The 16,499-nt window shown below is 72.3% G+C and carries 16 protein-coding genes; 15 read left to right on the top strand and 1 reads right to left on the bottom strand.

All coding sequences use genetic code 11. The annotated features are described in order from the left end of the window. From ABT116_RS29355 to ABT116_RS29310, 10 genes are all read left to right on the top strand, one after another. Positions 1-504 (top strand): NUDIX domain-containing protein (locus ABT116_RS29355; protein ID WP_351640087.1); only part of this gene is annotated, 504 nt, incomplete at its 5' end. Between the two features lie 269 nt (positions 505-773). Then, complete coding sequence (locus ABT116_RS29350; RefSeq protein ID WP_351640085.1) at positions 774-2,813, top strand: tetratricopeptide repeat protein; 2,040 nt, start codon at positions 774-776, stop codon at positions 2,811-2,813. Positions 2,814-2,951: 138 nt separating this feature from the next. Beyond that, positions 2,952-4,076 (top strand): alanine dehydrogenase, encoded by a 1,125-nt coding sequence (ald, locus tag ABT116_RS29345; protein ID WP_351640083.1) that lies wholly within the window; start codon positions 2,952-2,954, stop codon positions 4,074-4,076. 425 nt (positions 4,077-4,501) lie between these two features. Then, the gene (locus tag ABT116_RS29340; protein ID WP_078625596.1) at positions 4,502-5,629 is read left to right on the top strand and encodes a ParA family protein; all 1,128 of its coding nucleotides are present in this window, start codon (positions 4,502-4,504) and stop codon (positions 5,627-5,629) included. Beyond that, positions 5,614-6,201, top strand: coding sequence for a hypothetical protein (locus ABT116_RS29335; protein ID WP_351640081.1), 588 nt, complete (start codon positions 5,614-5,616; stop codon positions 6,199-6,201). Before ABT116_RS29340 ends, ABT116_RS29335 begins: the two co-directional genes overlap by 16 nt. A gap of 171 nt (positions 6,202-6,372) precedes the next feature. Beyond that, a complete protein-coding gene (locus tag ABT116_RS29330; protein WP_351640078.1) occupies positions 6,373-7,560 on the top strand; it encodes a segregation and condensation protein A in 1,188 nt (395 codons plus the stop codon). Further along, positions 7,557-8,246, top strand: coding sequence for an SMC-Scp complex subunit ScpB (scpB, locus tag ABT116_RS29325; RefSeq protein WP_351640077.1), 690 nt, complete (start codon positions 7,557-7,559; stop codon positions 8,244-8,246). Before ABT116_RS29330 ends, scpB begins: the two co-directional genes overlap by 4 nt. After that, complete coding sequence (locus ABT116_RS29320; RefSeq protein WP_351640075.1) at positions 8,246-9,307, top strand: pseudouridine synthase; 1,062 nt, start codon at positions 8,246-8,248, stop codon at positions 9,305-9,307. Before scpB ends, ABT116_RS29320 begins: the two co-directional genes overlap by 1 nt. A gap of 60 nt (positions 9,308-9,367) precedes the next feature. Beyond that, positions 9,368-10,087, top strand: a complete 720-nt coding sequence (locus ABT116_RS29315; protein WP_351640073.1) for an NUDIX hydrolase — start codon at positions 9,368-9,370, stop codon at positions 10,085-10,087. Further along, positions 10,084-11,103: an ADP-ribosylglycohydrolase family protein gene (locus ABT116_RS29310; protein WP_351640072.1), complete on the top strand. Its 1,020-nt coding sequence runs from the start codon at positions 10,084-10,086 to the stop codon at positions 11,101-11,103. Before ABT116_RS29315 ends, ABT116_RS29310 begins: the two co-directional genes overlap by 4 nt. A 24-nt stretch (positions 11,104-11,127) precedes the next feature. Here the strand turns inward: ABT116_RS29310 and ABT116_RS29305 are convergent, their stop codons facing one another. Beyond that, on the bottom strand, positions 11,128-11,568 hold the full coding sequence (locus ABT116_RS29305) for a Rieske (2Fe-2S) protein (protein WP_351640070.1): 441 nt from the start codon (positions 11,566-11,568) through the stop codon (positions 11,128-11,130). A 178-nt stretch (positions 11,569-11,746) separates the two neighbouring features. Between ABT116_RS29305 and aroH the strand changes: the two genes are divergently transcribed. The 5 genes from aroH (at position 11,747) to der (ending at position 16,446) form a co-directional block, all read left to right on the top strand. Beyond that, positions 11,747-12,109 (top strand): chorismate mutase, encoded by a 363-nt coding sequence (gene aroH, locus ABT116_RS29300; RefSeq protein ID WP_351640069.1) that lies wholly within the window; start codon positions 11,747-11,749, stop codon positions 12,107-12,109. Beyond that, complete coding sequence (locus tag ABT116_RS29295; RefSeq protein ID WP_351640068.1) at positions 12,106-13,191, top strand: prephenate dehydrogenase; 1,086 nt, start codon at positions 12,106-12,108, stop codon at positions 13,189-13,191. Before aroH ends, ABT116_RS29295 begins: the two co-directional genes overlap by 4 nt. 355 nt (positions 13,192-13,546) lie before the next feature. Then, complete coding sequence (cmk, locus tag ABT116_RS29290) at positions 13,547-14,227, top strand: (d)CMP kinase (RefSeq protein ID WP_351640066.1); 681 nt, start codon at positions 13,547-13,549, stop codon at positions 14,225-14,227. Then, positions 14,224-14,871 (top strand): lysophospholipid acyltransferase family protein, encoded by a 648-nt coding sequence (locus ABT116_RS29285; protein ID WP_351640065.1) that lies wholly within the window; start codon positions 14,224-14,226, stop codon positions 14,869-14,871. The genes cmk and ABT116_RS29285 overlap by 4 nt, the downstream gene beginning before the upstream one ends. An 81-nt stretch (positions 14,872-14,952) precedes the next feature. After that, positions 14,953-16,446: a ribosome biogenesis GTPase Der gene (der, locus tag ABT116_RS29280; protein ID WP_351640063.1), complete on the top strand. Its 1,494-nt coding sequence runs from the start codon at positions 14,953-14,955 to the stop codon at positions 16,444-16,446. Positions 16,447-16,499 lie beyond the last annotated feature (53 nt).

Below are 16,499 nucleotides of genomic sequence, written 5' to 3'. Positions count from 1 at the left end.
GACTACCAGGTCCACCCCGGCTCCGTGGCCGTCCTCGCCCTCGACGAGGCCGACCGCGTGCTGGTCCTGCGCCAGTACCGCCACCCCGTGCGCCACAAGCTGTGGGAGATCCCGGCCGGGCTGCTCGACGTCCCCGGCGAGAACCCGCTGCACGCGGCGCAGCGCGAGCTGTACGAGGAGGCGCACGTCAAGGCGGAGGACTGGCGGGTGCTGACCGACGTCTACACCACGCCCGGCGGCTGCGACGAGGCCGTCCGGATCTTCCTCGCGCGGGACCTTTCCGAGGCCGAGGGCGAGCGCTTCGCCGTCGCGGAGGAAGAGGCCGACATGGAACTGGACCGGGTGCCGGTCGAGGACCTCGTGCGGGGTGTGCTGGCCGGTGAGCTCCACAACAACTGCCTCGTCGTGGGCGTCCTGTCCCTCGTCGCCGCGCGGAGCGGTGACGGGCTGGACGCACTGCGCCCGGCCCAGGCGCCCTGGCCGGCCCGCCCGTTCGAGGCGTAGCGCTCCGCTGGGGGTGCCGTGAGGGTGGGTGCCGCTGAGGTCGTCGGTTGGGTGCTGCGGCGTCGCGGCTTGTCGCGCAGTTCCTCGCGCCCCTTTCAGGGGCGACTCCGATGGTGGCGGTCCTACGATCTGCTGATCCGATCGGGGGAAGTGGCCGTCCGCCCGCCGTGCTCCACCCGGAACGTTGCAGAGCGTGAACTAGGCTCTGGGGCACGCCCGAACCGGAGTCCCGGCGGGCTTGCGTGTGCGGTGGGACGGGAGTGTGGCCCGTGACGGATCAGGTCGTGGAGACAGGCGACGTGCGGCCGGCCGGGCCCGCTGCGGGGACGAGCGAGTTCCTCGGCCGCACACGGGAGTTGAAGGAACTGCGCGCCGACATCGAGCGCGCCGGACTGGACACCCTGGCAGGCCGCAAGGCACCCCGCGCACGCGTGCTGCTCATCGCCGGCCGGCCCGGCTCGGGCCGCACCGCACTCGCCGAGGAACTCGTCCGGCAGGTTGCGGACCGTTACCCCGACGGGGTGCTGCGGGCGAGCCTGACCGAGCCCGGCGGCACCCCGGTCCCCGTCGGCCGTGCCGCCCGTGACCTCCTCACCGCCCTGGACACACCGGCGCCGGCCGGGGCCTGCGAGGACGACCTCACCGAGGCCCTGCGCACCGCCCTGGCCGACCGCCGGGTGCTGCTCCTGCTGGACGACGCGGCCGACGCCGAGCAGGTCGACGCCCTGCTGCCCGACACCCCCGACTGCCTCGTCGTCGCGGTCTCCGAGGGCCCGCTGACCGGCATCTCCGACGTCCGCCCCTGCACCCTCGGCGGCCTGGACGCCAAGTCCGGAGTGGAACTGCTGACCCGGCACACCGGGTCGGTTCGCATCACTGTCGACCCCCGGGCCGCCGAGGGCCTCGCCGAGGAGTGCCAGGGGCAGCCGGCCGCGCTGATGCTGGCGGGCGGCTGGCTCGCGGCCCGCCCCAAGGCCGCCGTCTCCGACCTGGCCAAGCAGCTGCGCGCCGACGACTCCGAGGGCACCGCCCTGACCCGGGTCTTCCGGCTCGCCCATGCCGCCCTGCCGGCGACCGCCGCCCGGATGCTGCGCCTGCTCGCCCTCGCCCCGGCCGGCCTCGTCGACCCGCAGACCGCGTCCGCGCTCGTCGGCTGCTCCGTCGACAGCGCCCGCACCACCCTCGACGACTTCGTCGCCCTGGGCTTCCTGCACGCGGTGGACTCCCCGCTGCCGCAGTACGAGGTGCCCGGCTGTCTGCACCCGCAGCTGCGGATCCTCGCCGAGCACCACGAACGCCCCGCCGATCTCCAGCTGGCCCGCGCCCGCATGCTGGAACGCACCGTCCGGCTGCTCCAGGCCTGCCGGGCGATCACCGAGACCGACAGCCCGCAGGCCCGCCAGAAGCTCCTCGACATGCCACGCGCCCTGCGCTTCCCCACTCCGCGGGCGGCCGCCGACTGGCTGCGCCTGACCCGGCCCGCCCTGCTGGCCTCGGCCCGGCTCGCGGTCGCCGACGGGGAGCTGGACACCCTGGCCCGACGGCTGATGTCCCAGCTGGTCCGGGCGATGGCGGCGCACATCGGCACCCGGGCGGCCGCGCCCGACCTCTACGACATCCACGGCATGGTCCTCGACGTCGCCGAGCGCCGGAATCTGCCCCGCGAGCGGGCCGCCGCCCTGCTGAACCTCGGCGACCTGGACGCCCGCACCGGCCGCACGGCCGACGCCCTGACGCGCTACCGGGCCGCGCTGGACGCCGGGCGCGAGGTGAACGACCCGTACGCGACCGGCCGCGCGATGGAATCCGTAGGCGGCGCGCATCTGGAGCTCGGCGACTTCGACCGGGCCGCCGACTGGTTCGGCCGTGCCCTGGTCGAGCGGCTCGCCCGGGGCGAGCGCGCCGAGGCCGCCCGGCTCTACGGGCGCATCGCCGCCGCCCACACGTTGGCGGGCCGCTACGGCGATGCCCTGCGGAACTGGCGCGCGGCGATCGCCGGCCACCGCAAGAACGGCGATGTGGCCGCCCAGGCCCGGGCCCTGAGCGAGCTGGCACGGGTCCAGGAGTACGCGGGCCGCCCCGACGAGGCGCTGCGCACCTGCCGGGAGGCCGTGGAGTGGGCGCGGCGCGCCGAGGACCCGCGGCTGCAGGCGGCCCTGCACCTGCGGGTCGCCGACACCCTCGAAAACCTGGGTGATCCCGCGTCGGCGGGGCTGCACCGGGGTGCCGCCGAGCGGATTCTCGGCGACTCAAACCTTCAAAATGACCCTGACGCCTGCGAAATCCGTACCGCATCAGCTGAAGATTGATGCAATGAAAGGCTGGACAGCGAGAACACCTTCATTAGACTGGCTCTGCCGCACGTTCTCCTGCGGTCTCTCCCGGTGTGCCCGTGCGTGCCCGGGTATGTCTAAGTAAGACCCCCCATACCCTCTGAGCCAAGGACCGTGATCGACGTGAAGGTCGGCATCCCCCGCGAGGTCAAGAACAACGAGTTCCGGGTGGCCATCACCCCCGCCGGCGTGCACGAGCTGGTGCGCCACGGCCACCAGGTCGTCATCGAACGCGACGCCGGCGTCGGCTCCTCGATCACGAACGAGGAGTACGTCGCCGCCGGTGCGCAGATCCTGGGCACCGGCGACGAGGTGTGGGCCGCCGCCGACCTGCTGCTGAAGGTCAAGGAGCCCATCGCCGAGGAGTACCACCGCCTCCGCAAGGACCAGACGCTCTTCACCTACCTGCACCTGGCCGCCTCCAAGGAGTGCACGGACGCCCTGCTGGAGTCCGGCACCACGGCCATCGCCTACGAGACCGTCGAGCTGCCGAGCCGCGCGCTGCCGCTGCTCGCCCCGATGTCCGAGGTCGCGGGCCGGCTCGCCCCGCAGGTCGGCGCCTACCACCTGATGCGCGCCAACGGCGGCCGCGGCGTCCTGCCCGGCGGAGTCCCCGGCGTGCTGGCCGGCCGCGCCGTCGTGATCGGCGGCGGCGTCTCCGGCTGGAACGCCGCGCAGATCGCCATCGGCATGGGCTTCCACGTGACCCTGCTCGACAAGGACATCAACAAGCTCCGCGAGGCCGACAAGGTCTTCGGCACGAAGATCCAGACCGTCGTCTCCAACGCCTTCGAGCTGGAGAAGGCCTGCCTGGAGGCCGACCTCGTCATCGGCGCGGTGCTGATCCCCGGCGCCAAGGCCCCGAAGCTGGTCACCAACGAGCTCGTCTCGCGCATGAAGCCCGGAAGTGTCCTTGTCGACATCGCGATCGACCAGGGCGGCTGCTTCGAGGACTCCCGCCCGACCACCCACGCCGAGCCGGCCTTCCGGGTCCACAACTCGGTCTTCTACTGCGTCGCCAACATGCCCGGTGCGGTGCCCAACACCTCCACCTACGCGCTGACCAACGCCACGCTGCCCTACATCGTCGAGCTGGCCAACCACGGCTGGGCGGACGCGCTGCGCCGCGACCCGGCGCTCGCCAAGGGCCTCAACACCCATGACGGCAAGGTCGTTTACCGCGAGGTCGCCGAGGCGCACGGCGTGGAGCACGTGGAGCTGTCCTCGCTGCTCGGCTGAGCCGCGCGCCGACACCCGGCAGCCGGTAAGTCGGCTAAGTAACCAACCGGCAAAGGCGATACGTCAACACCCGTCGTCAACGCCGTGCACCCGGCCGGACCTTGCCCGACAAGGTCCGGCCGGATGTGTGTATGGTCACTTCGCGATTCTCGAGCAACTCGCCTCGAACGTAACCCTTCAACCGATTCGCACACCGGTGAAACCTGCCGTGCGACGGCCGTACGCCCTTGACAGCGGGATGTTTCATTGCCGACACATCGGGCCGGGTCCGGCGGATTGTGTTGCTGCGGACGCCCGACACGCCATAGAGTCGCCAGCTGTCGGCATGGTGCCACGCTGACCTGTCTAGAAGTTTCCTGGTCACCAAGGAGGTAAGACGACTTGTGAATGAGTCGACATTTACTCCCGGGGGTGGCCAACCAGGAATGCCTGCACGGGACCAGGAGCCCGCGGGGTTCGCGGCTGTCGGCTCCGTCGCTGTGCGCACCTTCGCAGCCCACCAGAGTCAGCAGGCGACTCACACAGCACACCAGAAGATGGATGGCCATCACGTGAACGCCATGGCCGGCGACGGAAGTGGCGCGCCCCACAACCACTTCGCCGACTACGACGAACTGCCCGAGGGGCACTTCTACGACCCCGACGCGGAGTACGAGCCCGACCCCGAGTACGCGGCCACTCTCGCGCCCGACGCGGCCAGACAGCGCCGGGAGCGTGTCGGCCCGACCGGTCGTCCGCTGCCGTACTTCCCGATCCCGGGTCCGCTGCCCGAGCACGGTCCCGCGAAGATCATCGCGATGTGCAACCAGAAGGGCGGCGTCGGCAAGACCACGTCGACCATCAACCTGGGTGCCGCGCTCGCGGAGTACGGACGCCGGGTCCTGCTCGTGGACTTCGACCCGCAGGGCGCGCTGTCGGTCGGACTCGGTGTCAACCCGATGGAACTCGACCTCACCGTCTACAACCTGCTCATGGAGCGGGGTATGGCGGCCGACGAGGTGCTGCTGAAGACGGCGGTCCCCAACATGGACCTGCTGCCGAGCAACATCGACCTGTCGGCGGCCGAGGTCCAGCTGGTCTCCGAGGTCGCCCGCGAATCGACGCTGCAGCGCGCCCTGAAGCCGCTGCTGCCCGACTACGACTTCATCGTCATCGACTGCCAGCCCTCGCTCGGCCTGCTCACGGTGAACGCCCTGACGGCCGCGCACAAGGTGATAGTGCCGCTGGAGTGCGAGTTCTTCGCGCTGCGCGGTGTGGCCCTGCTGACGGAGACCATCGAGAAGGTCCAGGAGCGGCTCAACCCCGAGCTGGAGCTCGACGGCATCCTCGCCACCATGTACGACTCGCGCACGGTGCACAGCCGTGAGGTGCTCGCGCGGGTGGTCGAGGCTTTCGACGACCACGTCTACCACACGGTCATCGGGCGCACGGTCCGCTTCCCGGAGACCACGGTCGCCGGTGAGCCGATCACCACGTACGCCTCCAACTCCGTCGGCGCCGCCGCCTACCGCCAGCTCGCCAGGGAGGTGCTCGCCCGGTGTCACGCCGAGTGAGTCTGCCGGGGGCCGACGAACTCTTCCGTACGACAGGGGGGATGGCGCTTCAGTCGTCCCAGCCCAGGCGTCAGGCCAACGGCGACGCCCGGGTGCCCGCTCCGGCGGGGGAGGGCGACGCGGCGGCCGCCGCTGCGGAGGACGCGCCGCAGGCGGTGCCCGCGCAGGGCGGTGACGGCGAGGGTCCGGAGCATGTCGCGGCGGACGCGGAGCCGGCCGAGGCCGGGGAGGGTCACAGTCGTTCCGCGGCCGCCGAGCGCTCCGGCACCGCCCGTCGGCAGGCGGCGCAGGAAGGTTCTGCCGCCGGTGCGGCAGCCGCCGCGCCCCGCAAGCGCGGGCGGAACCCCTCGCGCCGCCCCAGCGGCCGTGAGCGGCACGACGAGAAGATCACGGTGTACGTGTCGGCCGAGGAGCTCATGGACCTCGAGCACGCCCGTCTCGTCCTCCGTGGCGAGCACGGTCTGGCCGTGGACCGCGGGCGCATCGTCCGAGAGGCGGTCGCGGTGGTCCTCGCCGACCTGGAGACCCGCGGAGACGCCAGCATCCTCGTACGGCGGCTGCGCGGGCGGTAGCGGTAGCCTGCGGGGGCCATGACCTCGAACGCTTCCCCACCTCCCCCCGGTGCCCGGCCCGGCCGCCGGCGTGCGCTGGGGCGGGGAGCGGCGGCCCCGGCGACTGAGCAGCTCGGGACTCCCGCGGCGGCGGACCGGACAGCTCCGCCGGTCGAGCAGCGCGCTCCGGCTGTGGAGGCGGATCGGACAGCTCCGCCGGTCGAGAAGCCGGAGCAGACGGCCCCGGCCGGGGTGGCGCCTGCGGGCGTGGCGGCAGGAGCGGGCGTTCCGACCGCACTCGCCGGGCCGACGGCCCCGGTGGCCGATCCGGTCGAGCCGGACTCGCTGCCCCAGGAGGCCACCGGGCGCGTGGAATCGGTCGAGCCCGTGGTGCCGTCCACAGCCGAAGGCGACGCCGGGGCCGAGGACCCGGCCGGGCCGGAGGGCGTGGCCGCGCCGAGTGGGGCTGCTGCCGCGCCGCGGCGCGTGAGCTCGGTGGCCGGGCCGGGCGAGGCTTCCGAGAGCGCCTCGGCGACCCAGCCGCCGGCCGATGGCGCCAAGGCGGTCGGCGACGGGGTCTTCAAGGTCCGGCTCGCCAACTTCGAGGGGCCCTTCGATCTGCTGTTGCAGTTGATCTCGCGGCACAAGCTGGACGTCACCGAGGTAGCGCTGTCGAAGGTGACCGACGAGTTCATGGCCCACATCCGGGCGATGGGGCCGGACTGGGACCTGGACGAGACGACCGAGTTCCTGGTCGTCGCCGCCACCCTGCTCGACCTGAAGGCCGCGCGGCTGCTGCCCGCCGCCGAGGTGGAGGACGAGGGTGATCTCGCACTGCTCGAAGCACGGGACCTGCTGTTCGCCCGGCTGCTGCAGTACCGCGCGTACAAGCAGATCGCCGACATCTTCAGCGGCCGCCTCGACGACGAGGCTCGGCGTTACCCCCGGACCGTCGGGCTGGAGGCGCACCACGCCGAACTGCTGCCCGACGTCGTCATCAGCATCGGGGCGGAAGGGTTCGCCAAGCTCGCCGTGAAGGCGATGCAGCCGAGACCCAAGCCCCAGGTCTACGTCGACCACATCCACGCCCCGCTGGTCAGCGTGCAGGAGCAGGCGCAGATCGTCGTGGCCCGGCTCAGGGAGCTCGGTGAGGCCAGCTTCCGGTCCCTCGTGGCGGACACCGACGACACCCTGACCGTCGTGGCGAGGTTCCTCGCCCTGCTGGAGCTGTACCGCGAGAAGGCCGTGGCGCTGGAGCAGGAGACCGCGCTCGGGGACCTGCTCGTGCGGTGGACCGGCGGCGACGGGGACGAGACACCGACCGTCACCGACGAGTTCGACCGGCCGCCCGAGCCGCCGAAGGAGGAGAAGAAGGCGTGAGCGAGCGAACGACCGACCTGCCGGCCGGGCTCAGTGCCGTCGCCGGTCTCGATCTGAAACCGGCCCTGGAGGCCGTCCTCATGGTCGTGGACGAGCCCGCGACCGAGGAGCACCTGGCGAAGATACTGGAGCGGCCGAAGCGCCAGATCGCGGACGCCCTGCGCGAGCTGGCCGACGAGTACACCGTCCAGGGCCGCGGCTTCGAGCTGCGGTACGTCGCGAACGGCTGGCGCTTCTACACCCGGGCCGCCTTCGCGCCGGCCGTGGAGCGCTTCGTCCTGGACGGCCAGCAGGCCCGCCTCACCCAGGCCGCACTGGAGACCCTGGCCGTCGTCGCCTACCGCCAGCCGGTCAGCCGCAGCAGGGTCTCGGCGGTACGCGGAGTGAACTGCGACGGCGTCATGCGCACCCTCCTCCAGCGCGGTCTGATAGAGGAGGCGGGCACGGAACCCGAAACAGGTGCGATCCTGTACAGGACGACGAACTACTTCCTGGAGCGGATGGGCCTGCGCGGTCTGGACGAGCTCCCGGAGCTCGCGCCCTTCCTCCCGGAGGCGGCGGCGATCGAGGCCGAGACCCAGGAAGGCGTACCGTCGTTCGACCCGGACGCGCCTGACGACGACGTGCCGGGCAGCCGCCCGGCCACCCCGGGTACCGACGACGAAGACGACCAGACGGAACTTTGATGCGAAGCAGCGGCAGCGGCAAGAGCGGCGGACGCGGTAACCACCGCGGCGCCGGCAACAACAGGGACCAGAAGCAGGGGCAGGGCCGCCCCAGCAAGCCCCGCCCCGAGGAGCGCCGCTACGACGTGGGCCCCGGGGCGACGAAGGACGGCCCCAAGGCCGGGCGTGGCGGGGCCGCGCGCGGCGGCGCCAAGGGCGGGCCCAAGCAGCCCCAGAGGCAGGGGCGTACGGCCCCGGCGCGCCCGCGCGAGTACGAGGCGCAGGTCGAGGAGCGCAACCGCGACCGGTACGCCGGGAAGAAGGAGGTCAAGCTCCCCAAGACCTTCCCCGGCGCCGAGCAGGAGGGCGAGCGGCTGCAGAAGGTCCTCGCCCGTGCGGGCTTCGGCTCCCGCCGTGCCTGCGAGGAGCTGATCGAGCAGGCCCGGGTCGAGATCAACGGCGAGATCGTCCTGGAGCAGGGGCGGCGCGTCGACCCGGAGAAGGACGAGATCAAGGTCGACGGGCTGACCGTCGCCACGCAGCGTTTCCAGTTCTTCTCGCTGAACAAGCCCGCCGGTGTCGTCTCGACGATGGAGGACCCGGAGGGCCGGCAGTGCCTCGGTGACTACGTCACCAACCGCGAGACCCGGCTCTTCCACGTCGGCCGGCTCGACACCGAGACCGAGGGCGTCATCCTGCTCACCAACCACGGTGAGCTGGCCCACCGGCTGACGCACCCGAAGTACGGCGTGAAGAAGACCTACCTCGCGCACATCGTCGGCCCCATCCCGCGCGACCTGGGCAAGCAGCTCAAGGACGGCATCCAGCTGGAGGACGGCTACGCCCGCGCGGACCACTTCCGGGTCGTCCAGCAGACCGGCAAGAACTACCTCGTCGAGGTCACCCTCCACGAGGGCCGCAAGCACATCGTGCGCCGGATGCTGGCGGAGGCCGGCTTCCCGGTCGACAAGCTGGTCCGGGTCGCCTTCGGGCCGATCACCCTGGGCGACCAGAAGTCGGGCTGGCTGCGGCGGCTGTCCAACACCGAGGTCGGGATGCTGATGCAGGAGGTCGACCTCTAGACCTTGTGAGTGACCGGCACCCCCTTTTATAGTCGTGCTGACTATTAAAGGGGCTGCTGCGTGGACGGCTACGACAAGTACGCCCACGAACCCTTCGCCGTCACCGTCGATCTGGCCGTGTTCACCCTCCGGGAGGGCGCGCTGCACGTGCTGCTCGTCGAGCGCGGCCAGGAGCCGTACGCCGGGCGCTGGGCCCTGCCCGGCGGATTCCTGCGGCCGGACGAGTCCGCGGAGACGGCCGCCCGGCGTGAACTCGCCGAGGAGACCGGCCTGTCCGACGTCTCGGGGCTGCACCTGGAGCAGTTGCGGACGTACAGCGAGCCCGGCCGCGACCCCCGGATGCGGGTCGTGTCCGTCGCCTTCGCCGCACTGCTGCCCGACGCTCCCGAGGCGCACGGCGGCAGCGACGCGGCCCGGGCCGACTGGATGCCGTACGGCACGGCGGGTCCGCTCGCCTTCGACCACGACCGCATCCTGGCCGACGCCCACGACCGCGTCGGCGCCAAGTTCGAGTACACCTGCCTCGCCACCGCCTTCTGCCCGCCCGAGTTCACCCTCGGCGAGCTCCAGCAGGTCTACGAGACCGTGTGGGGCACCGAGCTGGACCGGCCCAACTTCCGGCGCAAGGTGCTCGCCACACCGGGATTCGTCGAAGCCGTCCCGGGCGCCGCGCGTCTGACCGGCGGCCGCGGCAAACCCGCCGCGCTGTACCGCGCCGGAACCGCCACCGCCCTCCACCCGCCTCTCCTCCGGCCCACCCGGGAAGGACGCCCCGCATGACCATGCTCGTCCACAAGCAAGCCGCCACCGGAGCGCTCACGGGCCTGGCCCTCGGGGATGCGCTGGGCTTTCCGACCGAGTTCAACGACGTCCCCTCGATCCTCGCCAAGTGCGGGCCCTGGCGGCAGATGGAGCTGCCGAAGCGCGCCTTCGTCTCGGACGACACCCAGATGACACTGGCGCTCGGCCGGGCGGTGCGGACGGCGATGGACCGGGGGCCGCTCACCCCGCTGCGGCTGGCCCGGCCCCTGCGGGAGGAGTTCGTGAACTGGTACCAGTCCCCTGAGAACAACCGGGCTCCCGGCCGCACCTGCATGAAGGCCTGCCACCTGCTGAAGGACGAATCCCGCCCCTGGCAGGACGCCGGCCAGATCGAATCCAAGGGCTGCGGCGCCAACATGCGCGTCGCGCCGCTCGGGCTGGTGCCCGGTCTGAGTGACGAACAGCGCGCGGGCGCCGCCCAGTTGCAGTCCGCCCTCACCCACGGGCACCCCACCGCGCTCGCCGCGTCCGACCTCACCGCACACGCCGTACGTCTGCTCGCGCACGGCGCCGAGCCGACCGGGCTGATCGGCCTGCTCCGCTCGTACGCCCTGGAGAACCGCAGCCGCTACCACGAGCGCTGGCTCGGTGACCTGTGGCGGCGGGCCGGGGACCCGAGCCCCGGGCGGTTCATCGCCCGCGGCTGGGACGAGTGCCTGGAGGCCCTCGAACGGCTCCGGCACGCCGTGCGCACCGTCTCGCCGGAGACCGATCCGTGTCTGGCCACCGGCGAGGGCTGGATCGCCGAGGAAGCCCTGGCGACCGGGCTGCTCTGCTTCCTGCTCTTCGTCGACGAGCCGGTGACGGCCCTGCGCCGCGCCGCCTGCACCGCCGGCGACTCGGACTCGATCGCCTGCCTGGCGGGCGCCTTCGCGGGCGCGTACCTGGGCGCGGAGGCCTGGCCCACCGAGTGGGCCGACCGCGTCGAGTACCGGAGCGACCTGCTCACCCTCGGGGCGCTCTGGGACGCGTGACGGCCCGGTGCCGGGCGCGGGTCCTCAGGTCAGGCGAATCGCGTTTCCCTCCACGCTGATCTGCTGGGCGGGCAGCGGCCGGGTCGCCGGGCCCTGGGACACCGCACCGTCGGCGATCTGGAACTTGCTGCCGTGGCAGGGGCAGTTGATCGTGCCGTCGGAGACGGACCCCACCGTGCAGCGCTGGTGGGTGCAGATCGCCGAGAAGGCCTTGAACCGGCCCTGCTCCGGCTGGGTCACCACGACTTCCTCGTCCTTGAAGATCTTGCCGCCGCCGACCGGGATCTCGTCGATGTTGGCCAGGACCTGCCCGGCGGGACCGCCCGTCGCGTCCTGGCCGGTGGGGGAGCCCGTCGACGCGGAACCGCTGTCGTCGCCGCCCCCACCGCAGGCCGCGACGAGTGCCGCCGCGCCCGTGGCACCGGTCGCGAGGAGAACCGTGCGGCGCGTCGTCTCGTACGTCATGTCGTCACTCCGAACGTGCCAAATAGGGTGAATCGGAATATGCGTCGTCTAGGCACTGAACTTACCCAAAGGTGCCGTTCCTGGCGTCTCACCGGGCGGGCGCCGCGCACCCGGGTCGCGCGGGCTGACTAGGCTGGTCGGACGTAGAGCGACACGCACGTCAGCAAGGAGCATCGCCGTGGCGGTACGAGCGGTCCGGGGCGCCGTCCAACTGGAACGGGACGAGGCCGGGCACATGGACGAGCAGGTCGGAGCCCTGCTCACGGAGATCCTGGAGCGCAACGATCTCGCCGCCGACGACCTGATCAGCATCTGGTTCACGGCCACGCCCGATCTGCACAGCGACTTCCCGGCCGCGGCCGCCCGCAAGCTGGGCATCATCGACGTGCCGCTGATCTGCGCCCAGGAACTGGACATCGAGGGCGCCATGCCCCGAGTCGTCCGCGTCCTCGCGCACATCGAGTCCGACCGCCCCCGGGCCGGTATCGCCCACGTCTACCTCGGCGCCGCGGCCGCCCTGCGCAAGGACATCGCCCAGTGAGGACCGCACTCGTCATCGGGACCGGCCTCATCGGCACGTCCGCCGCCCTGGCCCTGTCCCAGCGGGGCGTCACCGTGCACCTCGCCGACCCGGACCCCGAGCAGGCGCGTACGGCGGCCGCGCTCGGCGCCGGCACGGACGAGGCGCCGGACGGGCCCGTCGACCTCGTGATCGTCGCCGCACCGCCCGCACACGTGGCCGACGTGCTCACCGACGCCATGCGGCGCGGTGCCGGACGCGGCTACCTGGACGTCGCCAGCGTCAAGGGCGGGCCGCGCCGCGAGCTGGAGGCGCGCGGCCTCGACCTGTCCGCGTACATCGGCTCGCACCCCATGTCGGGCCGGGAGAAGTCCGGCCCGCTGGCCGCGACCGGCGACCTCTTCGAGGGCCGACCCTGGGTGCTCACCCCGACCCGGGACACCGACACCGAGGTGCTGAACCTCGCCCTGGAACTCGTCTCGCACTGCCGCGCCGTGCCGGTGGTGATGGACGCCGACGCCCACGACCGTGCCGTCGCCCTCGTCTCGCACATGCCCCACCTGGTCTCCAGCCTGGTCGCTGCGCGCCTGGAGCACGCGGAGGAGGCCGCCGTACGGCTGTGCGGGCAGGGCATCCGGGATGTGACGAGGATCGCCGCCTCCGACCCCCGGATGTGGATCGACATCCTCTCCGCGAACCCCGCGCCGGTCGCCGACCTGCTCACGGACGTCGCCGCGGATCTGGAGGAGACCGTGCGGGCCCTGCGTGCCCTGCAGTCCTCCGACGACCACAAGCGCCGCGAGGGCGTCGGCGGGATCGAGGACGTGCTGCGGCGCGGCAACGCCGGGCAGGTCCGCGTCCCCGGCAAGCACGGGTCCGCGCCGCGCGCCTACGAGGTCGTGGCCGTGCTCATCGACGACCAGCCGGGGCAGCTGGCCCGGATCTTCGCCGACGCGGGCCTGGCCGGCGTCAACATCGAGGACGTACGCATCGAGCATGCGACGGGGCAGCAGGCCGGTCTGGTGCAGCTGATGGTGGAGCCGAAGGCGGCCCCGGTACTGAGTGCTGCGCTGCGGGAACGGGGTTGGGCTCTCCGGCAGTAGGGGGTGCGGTCGGTGGGCCGGCCGGTTCCGGGGGCTGCCGCCCCCCGGGCCCCCGCTTCGGCCTGAACGGCCTCGTCCTCAATCGCCGGACGGGCTGGAGGTGGCCCGAGCGTCGTGGCCGGCCGCGGGCCGGTGGGCTGGATGTGAGTGTCGCGGTCGGTCCGAGGCCTGGCGTGGATCGGTCGGCGCCGCGCCGTGGGCCGGGGCCGGGCGGGCGCGGGTGGGGCGAGCGTCATCGGTGGCGGTGTGCGGCCGCCCCGGACGCGCGGCCGGACGAGTGACCCGCACCCAGTAACCTTGTGCGGGGCACTCGCGCCCTCACCCCCGCCGAGCCCGGTTCAGGAAGGTCCCCACTGTGGAAAGCGCCACGCCAGTGATTGTCGCCATCGACGGCCCCGCCGGCACGGGCAAGTCGAGCACCTCGAAGGCCGTGGCGGCCCAGCTCGGGCTGAGCTACCTGGACACCGGCGCCCAGTACCGGGCGATCACCTGGTGGATGGTGAGCAACGGCATCGACATAGATGACCCGTCCGCCATCGCCGCCGTGGCGGGCAAGCCCGAGATCGTCTCCGGCACCGACCCGGAGGGGCCCGCCATCACGGTCGACGGGGTGGACGTGGCCGGCCCGATCCGCACCCAGGAGGTCTCCTCCAAGGTCAGCGCGGTGAGCGCGGTGCCCGAGGTGCGCGCCCGGATCACCGAGCTGCAGCGCTCGATCGCCGCCTCCGCGGAGCAGGGCATCGTCGTGGAGGGCCGGGACATCGGCACGACCGTGCTGCCCGACGCCGACCTCAAGATCTTCCTCACCGCCTCCCCGGAAGCGCGCGCCGCCCGCCGCAGCGGTGAGCTGAAGGGCTCCGACGTCCACTCCACCCGCGAGGCGCTCATCAAGCGGGACGCCGCCGACTCCAGCCGCAAGACCTCCCCGCTCGCCAAGGCGGACGACGCCGTCGAGGTGGACACCACCGAGCTCACGCTGGCCCAGGTCATCGAGTGCGTCGTCACCCTCGTCGAGGAGAAGCGGGCCGGAAAGTGACCGAGCTTCCTTCGGCACGGGGTGCCGAGGTCGGGCGGCGCATCGGCGTCGGCCTGATGTACGGGCTGTGGAAGCCGCGCGTGCTCGGCGCCTGGCGGGTGCCCGCGAGCGGCCCGGTGATCCTCGCGGTCAACCACTCCCACAACATCGACGGCCCCATGGTCATGGGCGTGGCGCCCCGGCCGACGCACTTCCTGATCAAGAAGGAAGCCTTCATCGGTCCGCTGGACCCCTTCCTGCTCGGCATCGGACAGGTGAAGGTCGACCGCGACACCACCGACCGCACGGCGATCACCCACGCGCTGGGTGTCCTGGCGGCCGGGGGCGTGCTCGGCATCTTCCCGGAGGGCACCCGGGGCGAGGGCGACTTCGCCTCGCTGCGCGCCGGCCTGGCGTACTTCGCGGTGCGCAGCGGCGCCCCGATCGTGCCGGTCGCCGTGCTGGGAAGTTCCGACAAGCCCGGGCGGTTGATAAAAGCGCTGCCTCCGCTGCGCTCGCGCGTCGACGTCGTCTTCGGCGAGCCCTTCGAGGCGGGCGACGGCAGCGGTCGCCGGACGCGCAAGGCGCTGGACGAGGCGACCGGGCGCATCCAGAAGCAGCTGGCCGCCCACCTGGAAAACGCCAGGCACCTCACCAGGCGCTAGGCGACACTGAGTAGTGGATCAGCCCGGAACACACCGGGCACTCCACCGACCACCACGAATGAACGACGAGGTACGGACTTCATGAACGACCACATCCAGCCCGACGGCTCGGACGCGTCCGAGGGCGCCCACGAGCACGACCACGGGGCGCTCGGCGACGCCGAGTTCGCGGAGTTCATGGAGCTCGCCGCGGAGGAGGGCTTCGACCTCGAGGACGTCGAGGGCGCCATCGAGGAGGCGGGCCACGGCCCGCTTCCCGTGCTCGCCGTCGTCGGCCGCCCCAATGTCGGCAAGTCGACTCTGGTGAACCGCATCATCGGGCGCCGTGAGGCGGTCGTCGAGGACAAGCCCGGAGTCACCCGCGACCGTGTGACCTACGAGGCCGAGTGGGCGGGCCGCCGCTTCAAGGTCGTCGACACCGGCGGCTGGGAGCAGGACGTCCTCGGTATCGACGCCTCCGTGGCCGCCCAGGCCGAGTACGCGATCGAGGCCGCCGACGCGGTCGTCTTCGTCGTCGACGCCAAGGTCGGCGCCACCGACACCGACGAGGCCGTCGTCCGGCTGCTGCGCAAGGCCGGCAAGCCGGTCGTGCTGTGCGCCAACAAGGTGGACGGCCCGAGCGGGGAGGCCGACGCGTCCTACCTGTGGTCGCTGGGTTTGGGGGAGCCGCACCCGGTCTCCGCGCTGCACGGCCGGGGCACCGGCGACATGCTCGACCAGGTTCTGGAGGTGCTCCCCGACGCGCCGCGCCAGACCTTCGGCGGGGGCGGCATCGGCGGCCCGCGGCGCATCGCCCTGATCGGCCGCCCGAACGTCGGCAAGTCCTCCCTGCTGAACAAGGTGGCGGGCGAGGAGCGCGTCGTCGTCAACGAGCTGGCGGGCACCACCCGCGACCCGGTCGACGAGATGATCGAACTCGGCGGCGTCACCTGGAAGTTCGTCGACACGGCGGGCATCCGCAAGCGGGTCCACCTCCAGCAGGGCGCCGACTACTACGCCTCGCTGCGCACCGCCGCCGCCGTCGAGAAGGCGGAGGTCGCGGTCATTCTGATCGACGGTTCCGAGTCCATCTCGGTGCAGGACCAGCGGATCGTCACCATGGCCGTCGAGGCGGGCCGCGCGATCGTCATGGCGTACAACAAGTGGGACACCCTCGACGAGGAGCGCCGCTACTACCTGGAGCGGGAGATCGAGACCGAGCTCGGCCAGGTGGCGTGGGCGCCGCGGGTCAACGTCTCGGCGCGCACCGGCCGGCACATGGAGAAGCTCGTCCCGGCGATCGAGACGGCCCTGGCGGGCTGGGAGACCCGGGTCCCGACGGGCAGGCTGAACGCCTTCCTCGGTGAGCTGGTCGCCGCCCACCCGCACCCGGTCCGGGGAGGCAAGCAGCCGCGCATCCTGTTCGGCACGCAGGCGGGCACCAAGCCGCCGCGGTTCGTGCTGTTCGCCTCCGGTTTCATCGAGGCGGGCTACCGGCGCTTCATCGAGCGCCGGCTGCGCGAGGAGTTCGGCTTCGACGGGACGCCGATCCACATCTCCGTGCGGGTGCGCGAGAAGCGCGGCAAGAAGAAGTAGGCGAAGCGCCGGAAACCCCGGCCCTGACCGGCGCCCGGGAGGCCATCGCCGCC

Source organism: Streptomyces sp. NPDC002130 (assembly GCF_040296465.1).
Lineage (GTDB): Bacteria > Actinomycetota > Actinomycetes > Streptomycetales > Streptomycetaceae > Streptomyces.
Note: the sequence above shows the minus strand (reverse complement) of the source record. Positions and strands in the feature narration are given on the sequence as shown.

Coding starts and splice junctions, on each gene's coding strand:
- ABT116_RS29340 (WP_078625596.1), top strand. CDS start 4,502: ATGCCTGCACGGGACCAGGAGCCCGCGGGGTTCGCGGCTGTCGGCTCC.
- ABT116_RS29320 (WP_351640075.1), top strand. CDS start 8,246: ATGCGAAGCAGCGGCAGCGGCAAGAGCGGCGGACGCGGTAACCACCGC.
- ABT116_RS29310 (WP_351640072.1), top strand. CDS start 10,084: ATGACCATGCTCGTCCACAAGCAAGCCGCCACCGGAGCGCTCACGGGC.
- ABT116_RS29305 (WP_351640070.1), bottom strand. CDS start 11,568: ATGACGTACGAGACGACGCGCCGCACGGTTCTCCTCGCGACCGGTGCC.
- der (WP_351640063.1), top strand. CDS start 14,953: ATGAACGACCACATCCAGCCCGACGGCTCGGACGCGTCCGAGGGCGCC.